This is a genomic window from Lacinutrix salivirga (genome assembly GCF_053604675.1).
Window position 1 is genome coordinate 12536 of record NZ_JBSHNP010000035.1, and the last position, 15762, is coordinate 28297.

A 15762-nucleotide genomic window follows, 5' to 3' on the forward strand; every position below is an offset into this window, starting at 1 on the left:
TAAAAATTTTAAAATAGATTTTTCGCTACGCTCTTAATGACATTGTGAAGAATTTTCCTTTCAAAAAGAATTAGTATCGAAGATTATAAATCAATTCTAAAAAGCTTCAGTTTAATTACTGAAGCTTTTTTTAGCTTTTTGTTTTTCAATTTAAAATAAAACTGTAAAATTTAAGTTCTCAATCCTATACTATTCAGTTTTAAAAAATTATGATAACATTAGTCGTTAACATTACTTTTTTTCTGTAGTTTTATTACCTTTACAAGATTATTTTTTTAACACACATAATTTCACAATAACGCATGGGATTTTTTGATTTCCTGACAGAAGAAATCGCAATAGATTTAGGGACTGCCAACACATTAATTATTCATAACGACAAAGTTGTTGTCGATGCTCCATCTATAGTTGCTAGAGACAGAATTACAGGAAAAATCATTGCAGTTGGTCAAGAAGCCAATATGATGCAAGGTAAAACACACGAAAATATTAAAACTATTAGACCACTTAAAGATGGTGTAATTGCAGATTTTGATGCTTCGGAGCAAATGATTAGTTTGTTTATTAAAAATATTCCTGCACTTAAAAAGAAATTATTTACGCCTGCTTTACGAATGGTAATTTGTATTCCTTCGGGAATTACCGAAGTAGAAATGCGTGCTGTTAAAGAAAGTGCAGAGCGTGTAAATGCCAAAGAGGTCTATTTAATACACGAGCCAATGGCTGCTGCTATTGGTATTGGTGTAGATATTATGCAACCAAAAGGAAACATGATTGTAGATATTGGAGGTGGTACAACAGAAATTGCTGTGATTGCTCTAGGTGGTATTGTTTGTGACAAATCTGTTAAAATTGCAGGTGATGTGTTTACAAATGATATTGTATATTATATGCGAACACAACATAATTTATATGTTGGTGAACGTACTGCTGAAAAAATTAAAATCCAGATTGGTGCTGCTACTGAAGATTTAGATTTACCACCAGAAGATATGAGTGTTCAAGGTCGTGACTTACTTACAGGTAAACCTAAACAAGTGCAAATTTCCTATAGAGAAATTGCAAAAGCATTAGATAAATCTATTTTACGTATTGAAGATGCTGTAATGGAAACCTTATCGCAAACACCACCAGAATTAGCTGCAGATATTTATAATACTGGTATTTATTTAGCAGGTGGAGGTTCTATGCTTAGAGGTTTAGATAAGCGTTTATCTCAAAAAACAGATTTACCTGTTTATATTGCAGAAGATCCTTTACGTGCTGTAGTTCGTGGTACAGGAATTACGCTAAAAAACCTTACTAAATACAAAAGCATATTGATTAAGTAAATAGCAGAAATCAATTAACTCATGCAACAAATAGTAAACTTTATTATTCGTAACAAAACCTTTTTGTTATTTCTGTTGCTGTTTTCTATTTCTTTATTATTTACTATCCAATCGCATAGCTACCATAAAAGTAGATTTATAAATTCGGCCAATTTTTTAACTGGTGGTATTTATAACACCTCAAACTCCGTAAGTAGTTATTTTGGTTTAAAAGAACAAAACCAACTCTTACAACAAGAAAATAACGAGCTAAAATCGCTTCTATACAATACCAATTTTAACAACTCCAAAACCTATTTAGACAGCACGTCTTTTAATAAACCCTATAAATTTACACCTGCTAGAGTTATTAAAAACAGCTATGCTTTGCCAGACAATGTGTTATTACTTAACAGAGGAAAAAGAGATAGTATAACCGAAGATTTTGGGGTTATAAGCTCTAAAGGACTCATTGGTATTACAGATAATAGCAACTCTAAATTTACAACTGTTATTTCTATTTTAAATACCACAAGTAGAATTAGTGCGCAATTAAAACACACAAACCATTTTGGTTCATTAATTTGGAATAGTAACTCTCCAGAATTTGTACAACTAACAGAAATCCCTCAAAAAGCACCAGTAAAAATAGGCGACACCATAATAACCTCAGGTCGCTCTGCTATTTTCCCAAAAGGGATTCCTATTGGTACAATTGGTAGTTTTAACTTAGACCAAGCCAAAAATTTTTACCAAATAGATGTTAAGCTATTTAATGATATGACCAATATAGAACATGTTTATATCATACAAAACACAGATAAAAAAGCTATTGAATCACTTTTAAACCAAAAGAATGAATAGCATTGTATCTGCCAACATAGCGCGCTTTTTTATTCTTGCTTTAGCGCAGGTTTTAATATTTAATCATATTAATTTTTTGGGTTTTGTAAATCCATACATCTACATCTTATTTATTATACTTTTTCCTGTAAAAAATAATAGAATGCTTATTATCTTTTTAGGATTTCTTATAGGCTTAATTATAGATATATTCTCGGATTCTGGAGGTATGCATGCTGCAGCTTCTGTAACAATCGCATTTATTAGACCTGCGGTTTTAAAATTCTCTTTTGGAGCATTGTACGAACACCAAACTATAAAATTTGGCAACATCGATTTTGGCACTCGTGCAACCTACATTTCAATTTTAGTGGTTATTCATCATTTAATATTGTTTCTCTTAGAAATTTTTAACTTTTCTAAAATACTTTTGGTCTTACAAAAAACGTTATTCTCTAGTATTTTTACTATTTTATTGTGTTTGCTATTTACAATAATTTTCAGCAGAAAAAAATAAATGAGACAATTTCTACTTTTCTTTTCAATCCTATTTGTTGGTATTCTTTTTATTGGAAGACTTTTCTATTTACAAGTATATACTGCAACATCAAACAATTTGTATGAAGATAATGCGATTAGAAAAGTTTTTGATTACCCAAAAAGAGGTTATGTTTACGACCGAAACGGAAAGCTTTTAGTAAGCAACCAACCCTCTTACGATGTCATGATAATTCCACGCGAAGTAGAGCCTCTAGACACTTTAGAGTTTTGTAACCTCCTAAAAATAGACAAGCCACAATTTTTAAAAAAATACAATAAAGCCTATACGTATTCTCCACGTTTACCTTCGGTTTTTGTTTCGCATTTATCTAAAGAAGACTATGCTGTTTTACAAGAAAAAATGCGAAAATTCGATGGTTTTTACATTCAAAAACGATCGCTTAGACAATACGAAACTAAAATGGGAGCCAACGTACTTGGCGATATTGGAGAAGTCAATCAGGCTTTAATTAAAAAAAATCCCTATTACAGAATGGGAGATTTAATAGGCAAAGAAGGCGTTGAAGCTTCTTACGAAGAGATTTTACGAGGCGTAAAAGGCATTAAATTTATACAAAAAGATAGATTTAACCGAAACATTGGTCCTTATAAAGGAGGTGTTTACGATACGCTACCACAGCCTGGAAAAGATATTACCATTACTATTGATGCTACTTTACAAGAATATGGCGAGCAATTAATGAAACACAAAAGAGGTGGCATAATTGCTATAGAACCTAGCTCTGGCGAAATACTCGCTATGGTTTCTGCACCTAATTACGACCCTAATTTACTTGTAGGTAGAAATCGATCTAAAAATTACAGCAAATTGCATTACGACTCCATTGCTAAACCTTTATTTAACAGAGGTTTGCTTGCGCAATATCCTCCAGGCTCACCATTTAAAGTTATTAACGCATTAATTGGTTTACAAGAAGATGTTGTGACTACTCAAGATCAATTTAGTTGCAAATTAGGCTATTATTATGGTAGTAAAAAACTAACTGGTTGCCATAGTCACAGAAACCCTGTAAACATGAATTTAGGAATTTACGAATCTTGTAATGCTTATTTTGCAAATGTTTACAGACGTATTGTGGAAAAATACGATAAGCCTTCTCAAGGACTTAATGTTTGGAGCGATCATGCAAAAAGTTTTGGATTAGGTAATTTTTTAGGTTACGATTTAAAAGTAGGACGACCTGGCAGAATTCCTGATGGAGATTTTTACGATAAATGGTATGGTAAAAACCGTTGGGCTTCTACTTACAACATCTCTAATGCTATTGGTCAAGGTGAAGTCGAAGCCACTCCAATCCAATTAGCTAATATGATTGCAGCTATTGCTAACAGAGGCTATTTTTATACACCACACATTATAAAATCTATAGAAGGCGAAACTATAGATCCTAATTACACAACACCAAAATATACAACTATAGATAAAGCACATTTTGACCCTGTAATAGAAGGGCTGTTTGATGTGTATAATAAAGGAACCGCAAAATCTTTGCAAGTAAAAGATATTGAAATATGCGGCAAAACAGGAACTGCAGAAAACTTTGTTATAATAGATGGTGTAAAAACCCAATTAACAGACCACTCTATTTTTGTGGCTTTTGCACCAAGAAATAACCCAAAAATTGCTATTGCAGTGTTTGTAGAAAATGGATATTGGGGAAGTCGTTTTGCAGGGAGAATTGCCAGTTTAATGATTGAAAAATATATTAAAGGAGAAATCTCTAGGACAGATTTAGAACGTTGGATTCTAACACACAGTTTAGAAAACGAATACAAAAAACCACATTCTGGCGAACCATTTAAAATTAATAGAGAAACACAATTACAGGTTATTCCTCTAGAAGAAGAAGCAGAAGAGTCAATACCAACTAATAACTCCCAAAATACTATTCCGCTTTAAAAATGTATAGACAAACAGATCGTTACTTTAAATTTGATTGGATAAGCATTATTTTGTTTTTCTTATTAGTTGCTTTTGGGTGGATAAACATAATATCTGCTTCGCATACAGGAGACATCACTAGTTATTTAGATTTGTCTCAACCTTATGGTAAGCAACTATTATATATTATATTTACTATAGGTTTAATTGTACTTATACTAGCCATTGACGCTAAATTTTACGAGCGGTTTTCGAGCATTATTTATATACTCTCTATGCTTTCTTTGGTTGGACTTCTAATTGGTTTAGGCAAAAATGTTAATGGAGCAACCTCTTGGTATGGCATTGGCAGCATGACCTTACAGCCTGGAGAATTTGCTAAAGCAGCAACAGCCTTAGCCGTCGCAAAATATGTTAGTGATTTAAATACAGACATTAATATTTTTAAAGACCAGCTTAAAACCTTTGCGATAATACTAATACCAGCATTTTTAATTTTATTACAACCAGATGCTGGAAGCGCGTTAGCTTATGGTGCTTTTTTCTTTGTTTTATATAGAGAAGGATTACCAAAACTATATCTTTTTGTGATTGCATTTATTGTGTTTTTATCGCTTTCTGCACTAAAATTTGGAGTACTAATTACTGTAATTATAAGTGCTGTAATTATTTTTACTTACCATTTTACACGAAAGAAAAAACCACCTTTACTAAAATCTGTTTTTTTAACTATTATGGCTTTAGCCATATCTTTTGGCGTAACGTTTTTTTATAATAATATTTTACCTTTTCATCAAAAAGACAGAATTACCATTTGGCTAAGTCTAGAAAAAGACCCAGTAAAACTGGAGAAAATGAAAAAGACCATTGCCTATAACCTTAACGAATCTGAAAAAGCAATTAGCTCTGGTGGTTTTAAAGGAAGAGGGTTTATGGAAGGTACTCGAACTACTGGTAAATTTGTACCAGAACAACACACAGATTATATATTTAGCACTGTTGGCGAAGAATGGGGTTTTATTGGCACTTCCTTAACGGTTATTGCTTTTGTATTTTTAATGCTTAGAATTCTTCATTTGGCCGAATTGCAAAAATCCCAGTTCAGTCGTGTTTATGGCTATTCGGTAGCTTCCATTTTATTCTTTCATTTTTTAATAAATATAGGAATGGTTATGGGACTCATCCCAACAATTGGCATACCTCTACCCTTTTTTAGTTATGGTGGCTCAGGACTTTGGGGTTTTACTATTTTACTGTTTATTTTTATAAAATTAGACTCTAACCGAATTAACGAGTGGTAAAATCTGGAGTGCTTTTAATTAATAAATACTAGAAATAAACTAATACTAATAATTAGATTTTTCAGTTGAAAAATTCTAAGGGTTTAACCTGAAGTTATTTTGGAATTTTCATTTGAGAATCATTACTATTCTTCTGTTATAACAACAAACTAGCCCTTAAATTTAATTGGCAAATGCACTATTTTTTTAGTTTCGAAAAATGCTTCAGTATAAAAATCTGAAATCGCATAAACGGTTGCGCTTTTATAATCCTGAAGCTCTTCAGTTAAATCACCACCTTTTAAATATATAATCCCATTTTTAAGCTCGTGGTTTTGTTTTTTAGCAACTTTACCTTTAATCCAATGCACAAAAGTGGGCATGGCTGCTACTGCTCTACTTACTATAAAATCGTAAGTATCTTTAATCTCTTCAACTCTAGTATGTGTTGTTTTTACATTGGTAAGCGCTAAACCTTCAACCACTTCATCTACCACTTTTAGTTTTTTAGCAATACTATCTACTAAATGAATTGAGCATTCCGGAAACAAAATAGCCAATGGAATACCAGGAAATCCACCTCCTGTGCCAACATCCATAATTTTACTTCCTGGCTTAAACTCAATCACTTTTGCAATTGCCAAAGAGTGTAAAACGTGGCGTAAATACAACTCGTCAATATCTTTGCGAGATACCACATTTATCTTTAGATTCCAATCTTTATACAGAGCTTCCAACTGCTCAAACTTAAGCTTTTGGTCTTCTGTAAGATTAGGAAAGTACTTTAGTATAAGCTCCATCTGTTTACAATTTGTGCAAAAATATGCTTTTTTAACACTATATTTTTACTCTTTTGGACTGTTTATTAATTATATTTGTAAAAAATATGATTCGTTAAATTTATACGTTATTATATAAAATTAAATTTATGACAAAGCAAACCTTATCATTCTCAAGAACGGATTCTGCTAAGTTTTTCCGCACATTAAACAAACGAGTAAACTCTTATTTTAAAGAAAATAATATAAAAAAAACAGGTAATTGGAAGTTGTACATTAAAGCTATAATAATGTTTACATTATTACTTGGCCCTTTAATATTATTACTAACTGTTGAGTTACCAACTTGGCTACAAATTATATCAATGATGGTTATTGGTGTTGGGATGGCTGGTGTTGGCATGAATGTGATGCACGACGCTAATCATGGATCTTTTTCTAGCAAAAAATGGGTAAACAAATTAATGGGAAGCAGCATACACATATTAGCTGGTAACGATTATAATTGGAAAGTACAACATAATGTTTTACACCATACATATACTAATATTGAAGGTCATGATGAAGATATTGATGCAGGTAGAATTATTCGTTTTTCTAAGCACTCTAAGTGGTTAAAAATTCATCAATACCAAAAGTATTATGCTTTTTTATTATATGGATTACTAACAGTAAACTGGGCAATTACTACAGATTTTAAGCAAACATACGTGTATTTAAAAAGAAAATTATCTTATGGTGATTTTCCAAAACCAGCAACACAATGGACTAAATTAATTATTGGTAAAATAGTGTATTATTCTATTTGGGTGGTTTTACCTTTATCTTTAGGTTATGCTTGGTGGCAGGTTTTAATAGGCTTTTTAATTATGCATTATACAGCAGGAATTATTTTAAGTGTAGTGTTTCAATTAGCACACGTTATGCCAAATACAGAAATGCCTTTACCAGACGAAAATGGCAATATGAAAAATACTTGGGCTATTCACCAATTATATACAACATCTAACTTCTCGCCAAAAAGCTGGTTAGTAGAGTTTTATACTGGAGGATTAAACAGGCAAGTAGAACACCACCTATTTGCTCATATTAGCCATATACACTATAAAAATATAGCTAAAATTGTTAAAGAAACTGCACAAGAATACAGCCTACCTTATAACGAATACAACACTATCTGGAAAGCAATCGCAGAGCATTACCAACAATTAAAAGTATTAGGTACAAAACCTAGTATGGCGTAATTACCTTTTTACATTTCTAAATAACAATTTACGATGAGTTTACTTTCAGACAGAATAATAAACATGTCAACGTCTGCAACTTTAGCAATGGCTGCTAAAACCAGAGAATTAAGAGCAGAAGGAAAAGATATTATTGGTTTAAGTTTGGGAGAACCTGATTTTAATACACCAGATTATATTAAAGAAGCTGCAATACAAGCTATAAACGATAATTATAACAGTTACACACCTGTAGATGGTTATGTAGAACTTAAACAGGCTATTATTACTAAATTTAAAAGAGATAATAACTTAAACTATACCTTACCGCAAATAGTGGTTTCCACAGGAGCCAAGCAATGTTTATATAATGTTGCGCAAGTACTTTTAAATACAGGTGACGAAGTGATTTTACCTTGTCCATATTGGGTAAGTTATTCTGATATTGTAAAAGTTGCTGAAGGTATTCCTGTAGAAGTGCAAACCTCTATAGATACCGATTTTAAAATGACAGCTTCACAATTAGAAGCAGCCATTACACCAAAAACAAAAATGCTTTGGTTTTCTTCACCTTGCAATCCAAGTGGATCTGTATATAGCAGAGAAGAATTAGAAGCTTTAGCTGAAGTCTTAAAAAAACATCCAAATATTTATGTCGTTTCTGATGAAATTTACGAACACATAAACTTTGTTGGTGGACACGTAAGTATGGCAGAAATTGATGGAATGTTCGATAGAACGATTACTATTAATGGTGTGTCTAAAGCTTTTGCAATGACTGGTTGGCGTATTGGATATCTTGGTGCTCCAGATGCTATTGCTCGTGCTTGCAATAAAATGCAAGGTCAAGTAACAAGTGGTGCAAATTGTATTGCTCAACGCGCTGTAATTACTGCTTTGAATGAGTCGCCTTCGCGAGTGCAATTTATGATCGATGAGTTTAAAGTACGTAGAGATTTAGTATTAGATTTACTTAACGACATTAAAGGCTTTAATAACAATATCCCAGAAGGTGCTTTTTATGTATTTCCGGATGTGTCTTATTTCTTCGGGAAGACATTACGTGGAAAAACGATAAACAACGCTACAGAGTTTTCTTTGTATTTATTAGAAGAAGCACTTGTAGCGACTGTAACTGGTGAAGCGTTTGGAAATCCTAATTGTATTCGTATTAGTTATGCAACAAGTCAAGAACAATTAAAAGAAGCGATACAACGTATTAAAGACGTTGTAAGTTAAAAACAATAGTTTTATTATATATACAAAAGACCTTTAGTTTTAAACTGAAGGTCTTTTTGTTTTAAATCCATACTAAAATAAATTTTAAAACGTCTCCTCGAGCGCAGTCGAGAAATTACTAATTATCTACATTTAAAGAGGTCTCGACTGCGCTCGACCAGACACATACTAATAAATTACATTTAATTTCTATTAAAATAATAATATAATTATAAGTATTAGAACTACAATAACGCTAATTAGCGATTGTATGGTTTCCTCTTTTTGGTCTATTTGTTTTTGTAATCTAATTTTTTCTAACAACTCTGGTGTTGCTTTTGGGAAATTAAAAAGTGACACGTCTTTAACGCTTCGTTTTCCAATAAAAGGGTTTAATAGCTTCTTTTTAAGTCGTATTAAATCTTTATTGTTTTTAAGCGTTAGTAGCATGGATTCTCCTAAAGGCATAGTTTTAGTTTTAAAGCGTTAATAATAGAAGCAAAACAGTACATAAAACAACAAATAACAACACACGTTTTAGTAGTCTGTTTTTGTTTTCTACTTGCATTTTTTTGCGAATACGAATCACTTCTTCTGGTTTAGACTCTGGAAACTCAACTTTTATATGAGCATAGATTCTTGTTAAGTCTTTGTCTTTTTTTCGCCTTTCAATTAAGCTTTTGTTATACTTATTCGATTGGTTCGCTTGCATCATCGCTCCTTCTACTCCCATAGTTTCTAGGTATTTTTTCCAAAGCACATTCGGAGTTAATTTGTTAAGTTTAGACAGTAGAAAGCTGTGACAAGAATTTGTGAATTCTCGCTTTCTGCGTAACATATAAAAGATGAATTTTGAGGTTAGCTCAAAGAGTATCAGTTAACAATCCAATAAAAGCTGCTTTATAGTATAAGTAGCCAATACGTTTAAATTGTTACAAATTATTCTAAAAAAATTATAGAAAGAAAGTAAATTTAATACAACGCTATTAAAGTAAGAATAACAAATAAAGTCACTTTTAAAAGTGTACTCATACTACAACAAGTTGCGTAGCTTTTGCTTTTTATGCGTTGCTTAATACCAAAAAGAGAGGTCTTCTTTGCATTAAAAAAGTTGTGTTTAACTTCTTCTTTATATTGCGAAGTTAAAAATCCTAAAGGTTGTGTTACTGTGTCGATTTCCTGTATGGGAAGTGGCTCTAAATCTTGTGGTGTAATTACTAATTCCATGATATAAAATTTAATTGGTTTGTATAATAAAGACGAACCAGATATTAAATTGTTACAGTGGTGTTACTTTTTAGTGTTGGGTTTTCTCAATTCTTTAATAAAAATCAAAACACTTATAACTATTGCAAAAAGTATTAAAAAACTAAAACTTTTAAGTTGAAAATTATTTTCAAATAATACTACAATGAGTCCTAAAGAAAGAGAAAGAAACAATACTAAAAATGCAATTTTATTAATTATAATCATAAAAATAAATTACCTATTCCTCCAGAAAAAAGGCGTTAATAATATTAATACAGTAAATAACTCTAATCGACCTATTAGCATTAAAAAAGAAGACCACCATTTGCCTATTGGTGGCAACGCGTCGTAATTATTTACTGGTCCAAAATCGCCTAAAGCTGGTCCAACATTACCTAAACTAGAAGCTGCTAAACCTATCGCAGATTGAAAATCTATTTGCATCATAGAAAATCCTAAAGCGCCAACAATAAAAGCAATCATATACAATATAAAAAACCCAAGAATATTAAATACAATCTCTCTTGGCACTGCTCTTTTATTGTAGCGTACTGGCAAGATCGCATTAGGATGTAGTGTGCGTTTAAATTCTAAAAAGCCATTTTTAATTAATACTAAATGGCGTACTACTTTTACACCACCAGAGGTACTACCAGCAGAACCACCTAAAAACATAATTCCAAAAAAGAACACCACTAAAAAAGGAGTCCACAACGTATAATCTGCACTTACAAATCCAGTAGTTGTTATTATCGCTATTACTTGAAACAAGGCATGCCTAAAAGCACTTTCGGCTTTACCAAACACCATTGGATGCTCTATGCTAGACAATCCTAAATCTGCTCTGTAATAAATAATAATAGCTGCTACAATTGTAAAAAAGGCTATAAATTTAAAGTAGAGTTTAAACTCTTCGTCTCTAAAAATTTTCTGTACTTTTCCTTTAAACGCGTAATAACTTAGTACGAAGTTTGTACCTGCTAAAAACATAAATACAATTATAATGTATTGTATTATTGGCTTATCGTTCCAATGTGCAACACTTGCATTTTTAGTGGAGAATCCTCCTGTGGATAAGGTACTCATCGCATGATTTATAGCATCGAAAAAAGACATTCCTGCGACTTTAAGCAAAATAGTTTCGGCAGCAGTATAGCCAAAATAAATAAGCCATAAACGTTTGGCTGTGTCTGTAATACGAGGATGTAATTTATCTGCACTTGGGCCTGGAGCTTCTGCAGCAAACAACTGCATACCACCAATACCTAATAAAGGTAAAATAGCAACTGCGAGTACAATAATTCCCATGCCACCAATCCAATGTGTTGTACTACGCCAAAACAAAACGCCTTTTGGCACAATTTCTATATCGTTTAAAATAGAAGCTCCTGTGGTGGTGTAACCAGACATGGTTTCGAAAAAAGCTTCGGTAAAATTAGGAATCGCATTAGTAAAAACATAAGGCAAAGCGCCAGATAATGCCATAACTATCCATCCAAAGGTCACTACAATGTAACCTTCGCGTTTATTCATTTCTTTTTTGTGATTACGCGTGTTTAACATCGCAACTGCTCCTGCAAAAATAGTAGCTAAGCCTGCTAATGCTATTTGTATAGTTACACCATCTTTATAAATTAAACTTATTAATGCAGACAGGAGCATAAAACCTCCATTAAAAATTAGGAGCAATCCTAAAAAGTGAAATATAATTTTATAGTTAAGTTTCATTTAAATAAATTATAAAAACACTTTTTCTACGCGTTTGATAGAACGTGGTAAGCAACATACAACCACTTTATCGTTTTCTTGCACTCTAAAATCGCCTAAGGCAATTAATCCTTTTCCATCTCTAACAATACCTCCAATAATTGCAGAACGCGGAAAATCTAAATCCTTTATATATTTATTACAGATTAATGAGGTTGACTTTACGTTAAACTCTAACAATTCGGCATTCATATTGTTAAGTTTTGTCATGGCTATTACTTCTCCTTTACGTATATATCTAAATATATTATTTGCTGCCAGAAGCTTTTTATTAATTAAAGTATCAATACCTATGGAATGTGACAATTCATGGTAATCCATGTTTTCCACTAATGCAATGGTTTTTTTAACGCCTTTAGATTTGGCAACTAAACAAGACATTATATTGGTTTCGGAGTTTCCTGTAACTGCAATAAAAGCATCCATATCGCTTATGTTTTCTTCGTCTAAAAGATCTACATTTCTACCATCTCCATTTATTACTAGTACTTTTTCAAGCTCATCTGCAATATCAAAAGCGCGTTCTTTATCTTTTTCAATTAACTTAATATTAAAGCCTGTTTTAGATAATTCTCTAGCGGTTTTATAACCAATTTTACTCCCTCCAAGTAGCATTACATTTTTTAAATCTGTATTGCTTTTACCAGTCATTTTACACAACTCATCTCCTCCACCTTCGCTAGTAATAAACACAACATTATCACCTTCTTTAAATTGTGTATCTCCTCTTGGTATAATGGTATATTGTGTTCCAAAACGCTGAATGGCGATTGGCACAAAATGTATTTCGGAAAATAATTGTGCTGCTTCTTTAACTGTTTTGCCGACAAACGATGCTGTTCTAGACAAACTTAAGCCTACCATTGTTAAAGCACCTTCATCAAACTCATAACTATCGTTAAAAGCAGATTGATTAAGTAGTAACGAAATTTCCGAAGCAGCTAATGCTTCTGGCGAAATCAATTCATCTATACCAAACCTAGTAAAACCTACTTCGTCTTTATGTGTAATAAATTCAGTATTAGAAATCCTTGCAATGGTTCGTTTAGTGCCTAATTGTTTGGCAAGCACACACACTGTAATATTTGTAGTTTCGGAAGCCGTTACAGCAATTACCAAATCACTACTATCTATTTTAGCCTCTTTTAACATAGCAATACTTGTCGCATCTCCACGTATAACTTTAATATCCAAGTGATTATCTGCATACGCTAGACTTTCCTTATCTGTATCTATTAAAGTAATTTCTTGTGATTCGTACGACAATAATTTTGCTAAATGAAATCCTACTTCACCAGCTCCAGCAATAATTATTTTCATTGTGTGTATTAAATATTAAGAAGCACAAAGATAACTGTTATTTAAATGATTACAAATATTTAGCATTCGAGTTTCTTAATACTACGTAATCCTTATCTTTGCAAAAAAAAGAACATTGACAAAAGTAAAACCATACAAAGACAGTACGCTTGGTAAAAAAGAGCAGGTCACTAAAATGTTTGATACTATTTCTGGAGATTACGATGGTTTAAATCGTGTGATTTCCTTCGGAATTGATATTAAATGGCGAAAAAAAGTAGTAAATATTATTAAAGCTGCTCAACCAAACACAATTTTAGATATTGCCACAGGGACTGGAGATTTAGCTATAAATCTTGCCGAAACTAATGCAGAAAAAATTGTAGGTTTAGATATTAGTAGTGGCATGCTAGAGATTGGAAAAGAAAAAATTTCTAGAAAAAACTTAAGCAATAAGATTGAAATGGTTATTGGTGATTCTGAAAATCTTCCTTTTGAGGATAATGCTTTCGATGCCATAACAGTTGCTTTTGGAATTCGCAATTTTGAAACCTTAGATACTGGTTTAGCCGAAATATATCGTGTACTAAAACCAAATGGTACGTTTGTAATTTTAGAAACGTCTGTGCCAACACAACCACTTTATAAAAGTGGCTATAAATTTTACACAAAAAACATTTTACCACTTATTGGGAAAGCCTTTTCTAAAGACAAAAGTGCTTATAAATATTTAAGTGATTCTGCCTCTGTTTTTCCTTATGGTGAAGAGTTAAACAATATTTTGCGTAATATTGGGTTTATTAATGTTGAAGATCTACCTCAAACTTTTGGTGTGGCAACAATTTATAAAGCATCAAAATAGAGTATAGTATTATTAAACCGAATATGAAAAACGCCTTATTTCTATTAACCTTTTTAGTGATTTCCCAAACGTGTTCTGCACAATTATTTAGTAAAGAACGTGTGCAGAATAATCAAACCTTAGATAAAGCCAGATTAAGTTGGGGTTATTATTTAGGATTTAATAGCTACGATTTTAATATTGATTATAACGAAAACCGAAAGGATATACAAGTTGAAAAAACAATAGGTTTTAATGTTGGTTTAATAGGAAACTTACGTATTAACGACTATGTAGATTTACGTTTAGAACCTGGTTTAGTAATTTCGGCTAGAAATTTAATGTACGACGAGAGTTATTTTTCAGGACTAGAATTTAATGACCAAGATTTACTGCGAGAGGTAAAATCTACGTACATACATATTCCGTTATTAGTTAAATTATCTACTAAACGTGTAAATAATATAAAACCGTTTATTGTTGGTGGTATTTCTACTGCTTTAAACCTGTCTAGTAACGAGGATAATCCAGACGATAATAGCAATAATCAATTTAGAATGACCAAAAACAATACCTTTTACGAGCTAGGCGTAGGTATAGATTTCTATTTGTACTGGTTTAAATTTACACCTTCTATTAGAGGGATATTTGCAATTAACGACGAGCTTGTACCAGATGTGGATCCAAATAGTCCATGGACAGGAAACTTAACAAGCATGAAAACTAGAGGCATTTTTATAAACTTTACGTTTCAGTAATTACAAGTTTCTTTTAAACTCACTCAACAAAATAGCAGTTGCAGTAGCTACATTTAAACTTTCGGTAGCTTGAAGTTCTCCAAATCTTGGAATACTAATTTTTTTAGTCACTAAGGCTTCAATAGATTGAGACACACCCTTTGCTTCATTTCCCATTACTAAAATTCCTTCTTTTGGTAAGTTTGTTTTGTACACAGTTTCACCTTCCATAAAAGCACCAAAAACATTGTACTTATAGCTAGTTAAAAATGTTTCAAGATTTACATAACTTACATTAACGCGCTTTATAGAACCCATTGTCGCTTGTATTACTTTTGGATTATAACAATCTACAGTTTCTAAATTACATACTAAGTCTTTAATTCCAAACCAATCGCAAAGACGTATTATAGTGCCTAAATTCCCTGGATCTCTAACATTGTCTAAAGCAACAATTAAGCCTTTAGAATCTATTGGTTTTTCTTCAGGCATTTTAAATACTGCAAGTGCCTGATTTGGCGTTTTTAAAAAACTTATTTTTTTTAATTCGTTTTCGGTAATTATATTTTCTTCAATGGCATTGTTATTGAAAGACTTCGTAGTAAACAAAAACTGTAGTTTAAATGAAGACTCTAAAAGCTCATTAATAGTTTTAACGCCTTCAGCAACAAAAAATTGGTGTGCTTGTCGGTATTTTTTTTGCTTTAAACTCGTTATTAGTTTTATTTGACTTTTTGATAACATTTTATTAGTGTATTTTTGGTCGTCATTGAG

Annotated in this window: 16 protein-coding genes; 9 read left to right on the top strand and 7 right to left on the bottom strand. The window is 31.9% G+C overall.

Annotated features, from left to right (window positions below; all coding sequences use genetic code 11):
* Nucleotides 1-302 precede the first annotated feature (302 nt).
* Genes ACVC5O_RS00605 through rodA form a run of 5 tightly spaced genes read left to right on the top strand, consistent with a single transcriptional unit; the run spans nucleotide 303 to nucleotide 5897 of the window.
* Nucleotides 303-1331: a rod shape-determining protein gene (locus ACVC5O_RS00605; RefSeq protein WP_452219517.1), complete on the top strand. Its 1029-nt coding sequence runs from the start codon at nucleotides 303-305 to the stop codon at nucleotides 1329-1331.
* A 21-nt stretch (nucleotides 1332-1352) separates the two neighbouring features.
* The gene (gene mreC, locus ACVC5O_RS00610; protein WP_452219518.1) at nucleotides 1353-2174 is read left to right on the top strand and encodes a rod shape-determining protein MreC; all 822 of its coding nucleotides are present in this window, start codon (nucleotides 1353-1355) and stop codon (nucleotides 2172-2174) included.
* On the top strand, nucleotides 2167-2670 hold the full coding sequence (gene mreD / locus ACVC5O_RS00615) for a rod shape-determining protein MreD (RefSeq protein WP_452219519.1): 504 nt from the start codon (nucleotides 2167-2169) through the stop codon (nucleotides 2668-2670). The genes mreC and mreD overlap by 8 nt, the downstream gene beginning before the upstream one ends.
* Entirely contained in the window at nucleotides 2671-4614 is a 1944-nt protein-coding gene (mrdA, locus tag ACVC5O_RS00620; RefSeq protein WP_452219520.1) for a penicillin-binding protein 2, read from the top strand.
* A gap of 2 nt (nucleotides 4615-4616) precedes the next feature.
* Entirely contained in the window at nucleotides 4617-5897 is a 1281-nt protein-coding gene (gene rodA / locus ACVC5O_RS00625; protein ID WP_452219521.1) for a rod shape-determining protein RodA, read from the top strand.
* Nucleotides 5898-6046: 149 nt separating this feature from the next.
* On the opposite strand, the gene rsmG is transcribed toward rodA, so the two are convergent.
* Nucleotides 6047-6676: a 16S rRNA (guanine(527)-N(7))-methyltransferase RsmG gene (gene rsmG / locus ACVC5O_RS00630; protein WP_452219522.1), complete on the bottom strand. Its 630-nt coding sequence runs from the start codon at nucleotides 6674-6676 to the stop codon at nucleotides 6047-6049.
* 128 nt (nucleotides 6677-6804) lie between these two features.
* Between rsmG and ACVC5O_RS00635 the strand changes: the two genes are divergently transcribed.
* Nucleotides 6805-7899, top strand: a complete 1095-nt coding sequence (locus tag ACVC5O_RS00635; RefSeq protein WP_452219523.1) for a fatty acid desaturase family protein — start codon at nucleotides 6805-6807, stop codon at nucleotides 7897-7899.
* Nucleotides 7900-7932: 33 nt separating this feature from the next.
* A complete protein-coding gene (locus ACVC5O_RS00640) occupies nucleotides 7933-9117 on the top strand; it encodes a pyridoxal phosphate-dependent aminotransferase (protein WP_452219524.1) in 1185 nt (394 codons plus the stop codon).
* Between the two features lie 192 nt (nucleotides 9118-9309).
* On the opposite strand, the gene ACVC5O_RS00645 is transcribed toward ACVC5O_RS00640, so the two are convergent.
* The 5 genes from ACVC5O_RS00645 to trkA all read right to left on the bottom strand — a co-directional run bounded on the left by ACVC5O_RS00645 (nucleotide 9310) and on the right by trkA (nucleotide 13431).
* Nucleotides 9310-9564, bottom strand: coding sequence for a hypothetical protein (locus ACVC5O_RS00645; protein WP_452219525.1), 255 nt, complete (start codon nucleotides 9562-9564; stop codon nucleotides 9310-9312).
* A gap of 10 nt (nucleotides 9565-9574) precedes the next feature.
* Nucleotides 9575-9829, bottom strand: coding sequence for a hypothetical protein (locus ACVC5O_RS00650; protein WP_452219526.1), 255 nt, complete (start codon nucleotides 9827-9829; stop codon nucleotides 9575-9577).
* Between the two features lie 239 nt (nucleotides 9830-10068).
* Complete coding sequence (locus ACVC5O_RS00655; protein ID WP_452219527.1) at nucleotides 10069-10323, bottom strand: hypothetical protein; 255 nt, start codon at nucleotides 10321-10323, stop codon at nucleotides 10069-10071.
* A 255-nt stretch (nucleotides 10324-10578) separates the two neighbouring features.
* A complete protein-coding gene (locus tag ACVC5O_RS00660) occupies nucleotides 10579-12072 on the bottom strand; it encodes a TrkH family potassium uptake protein (protein ID WP_452219528.1) in 1494 nt (497 codons plus the stop codon).
* 9 nt (nucleotides 12073-12081) lie between these two features.
* Nucleotides 12082-13431: a Trk system potassium transporter TrkA gene (trkA, locus tag ACVC5O_RS00665; protein WP_452219529.1), complete on the bottom strand. Its 1350-nt coding sequence runs from the start codon at nucleotides 13429-13431 to the stop codon at nucleotides 12082-12084.
* Nucleotides 13432-13546: 115 nt separating this feature from the next.
* Between trkA and ubiE the strand changes: the two genes are divergently transcribed.
* Nucleotides 13547-14272: a bifunctional demethylmenaquinone methyltransferase/2-methoxy-6-polyprenyl-1,4-benzoquinol methylase UbiE gene (gene ubiE, locus ACVC5O_RS00670; protein WP_452219530.1), complete on the top strand. Its 726-nt coding sequence runs from the start codon at nucleotides 13547-13549 to the stop codon at nucleotides 14270-14272.
* Between the two features lie 23 nt (nucleotides 14273-14295).
* Nucleotides 14296-15009 carry a type IX secretion/gliding motility protein PorT/SprT gene (gene porT, locus ACVC5O_RS00675; protein ID WP_452219531.1) on the top strand — a complete coding sequence of 238 codons (714 nt, stop codon included), beginning with the start codon at nucleotides 14296-14298 and terminating at the stop codon, nucleotides 15007-15009.
* Here the strand turns inward: porT and ACVC5O_RS00680 are convergent, their stop codons facing one another.
* Complete coding sequence (locus tag ACVC5O_RS00680) at nucleotides 15010-15732, bottom strand: TrmH family RNA methyltransferase (RefSeq protein WP_452219532.1); 723 nt, start codon at nucleotides 15730-15732, stop codon at nucleotides 15010-15012.
* Between the last annotated feature and the right edge of the window lie 30 nt (nucleotides 15733-15762).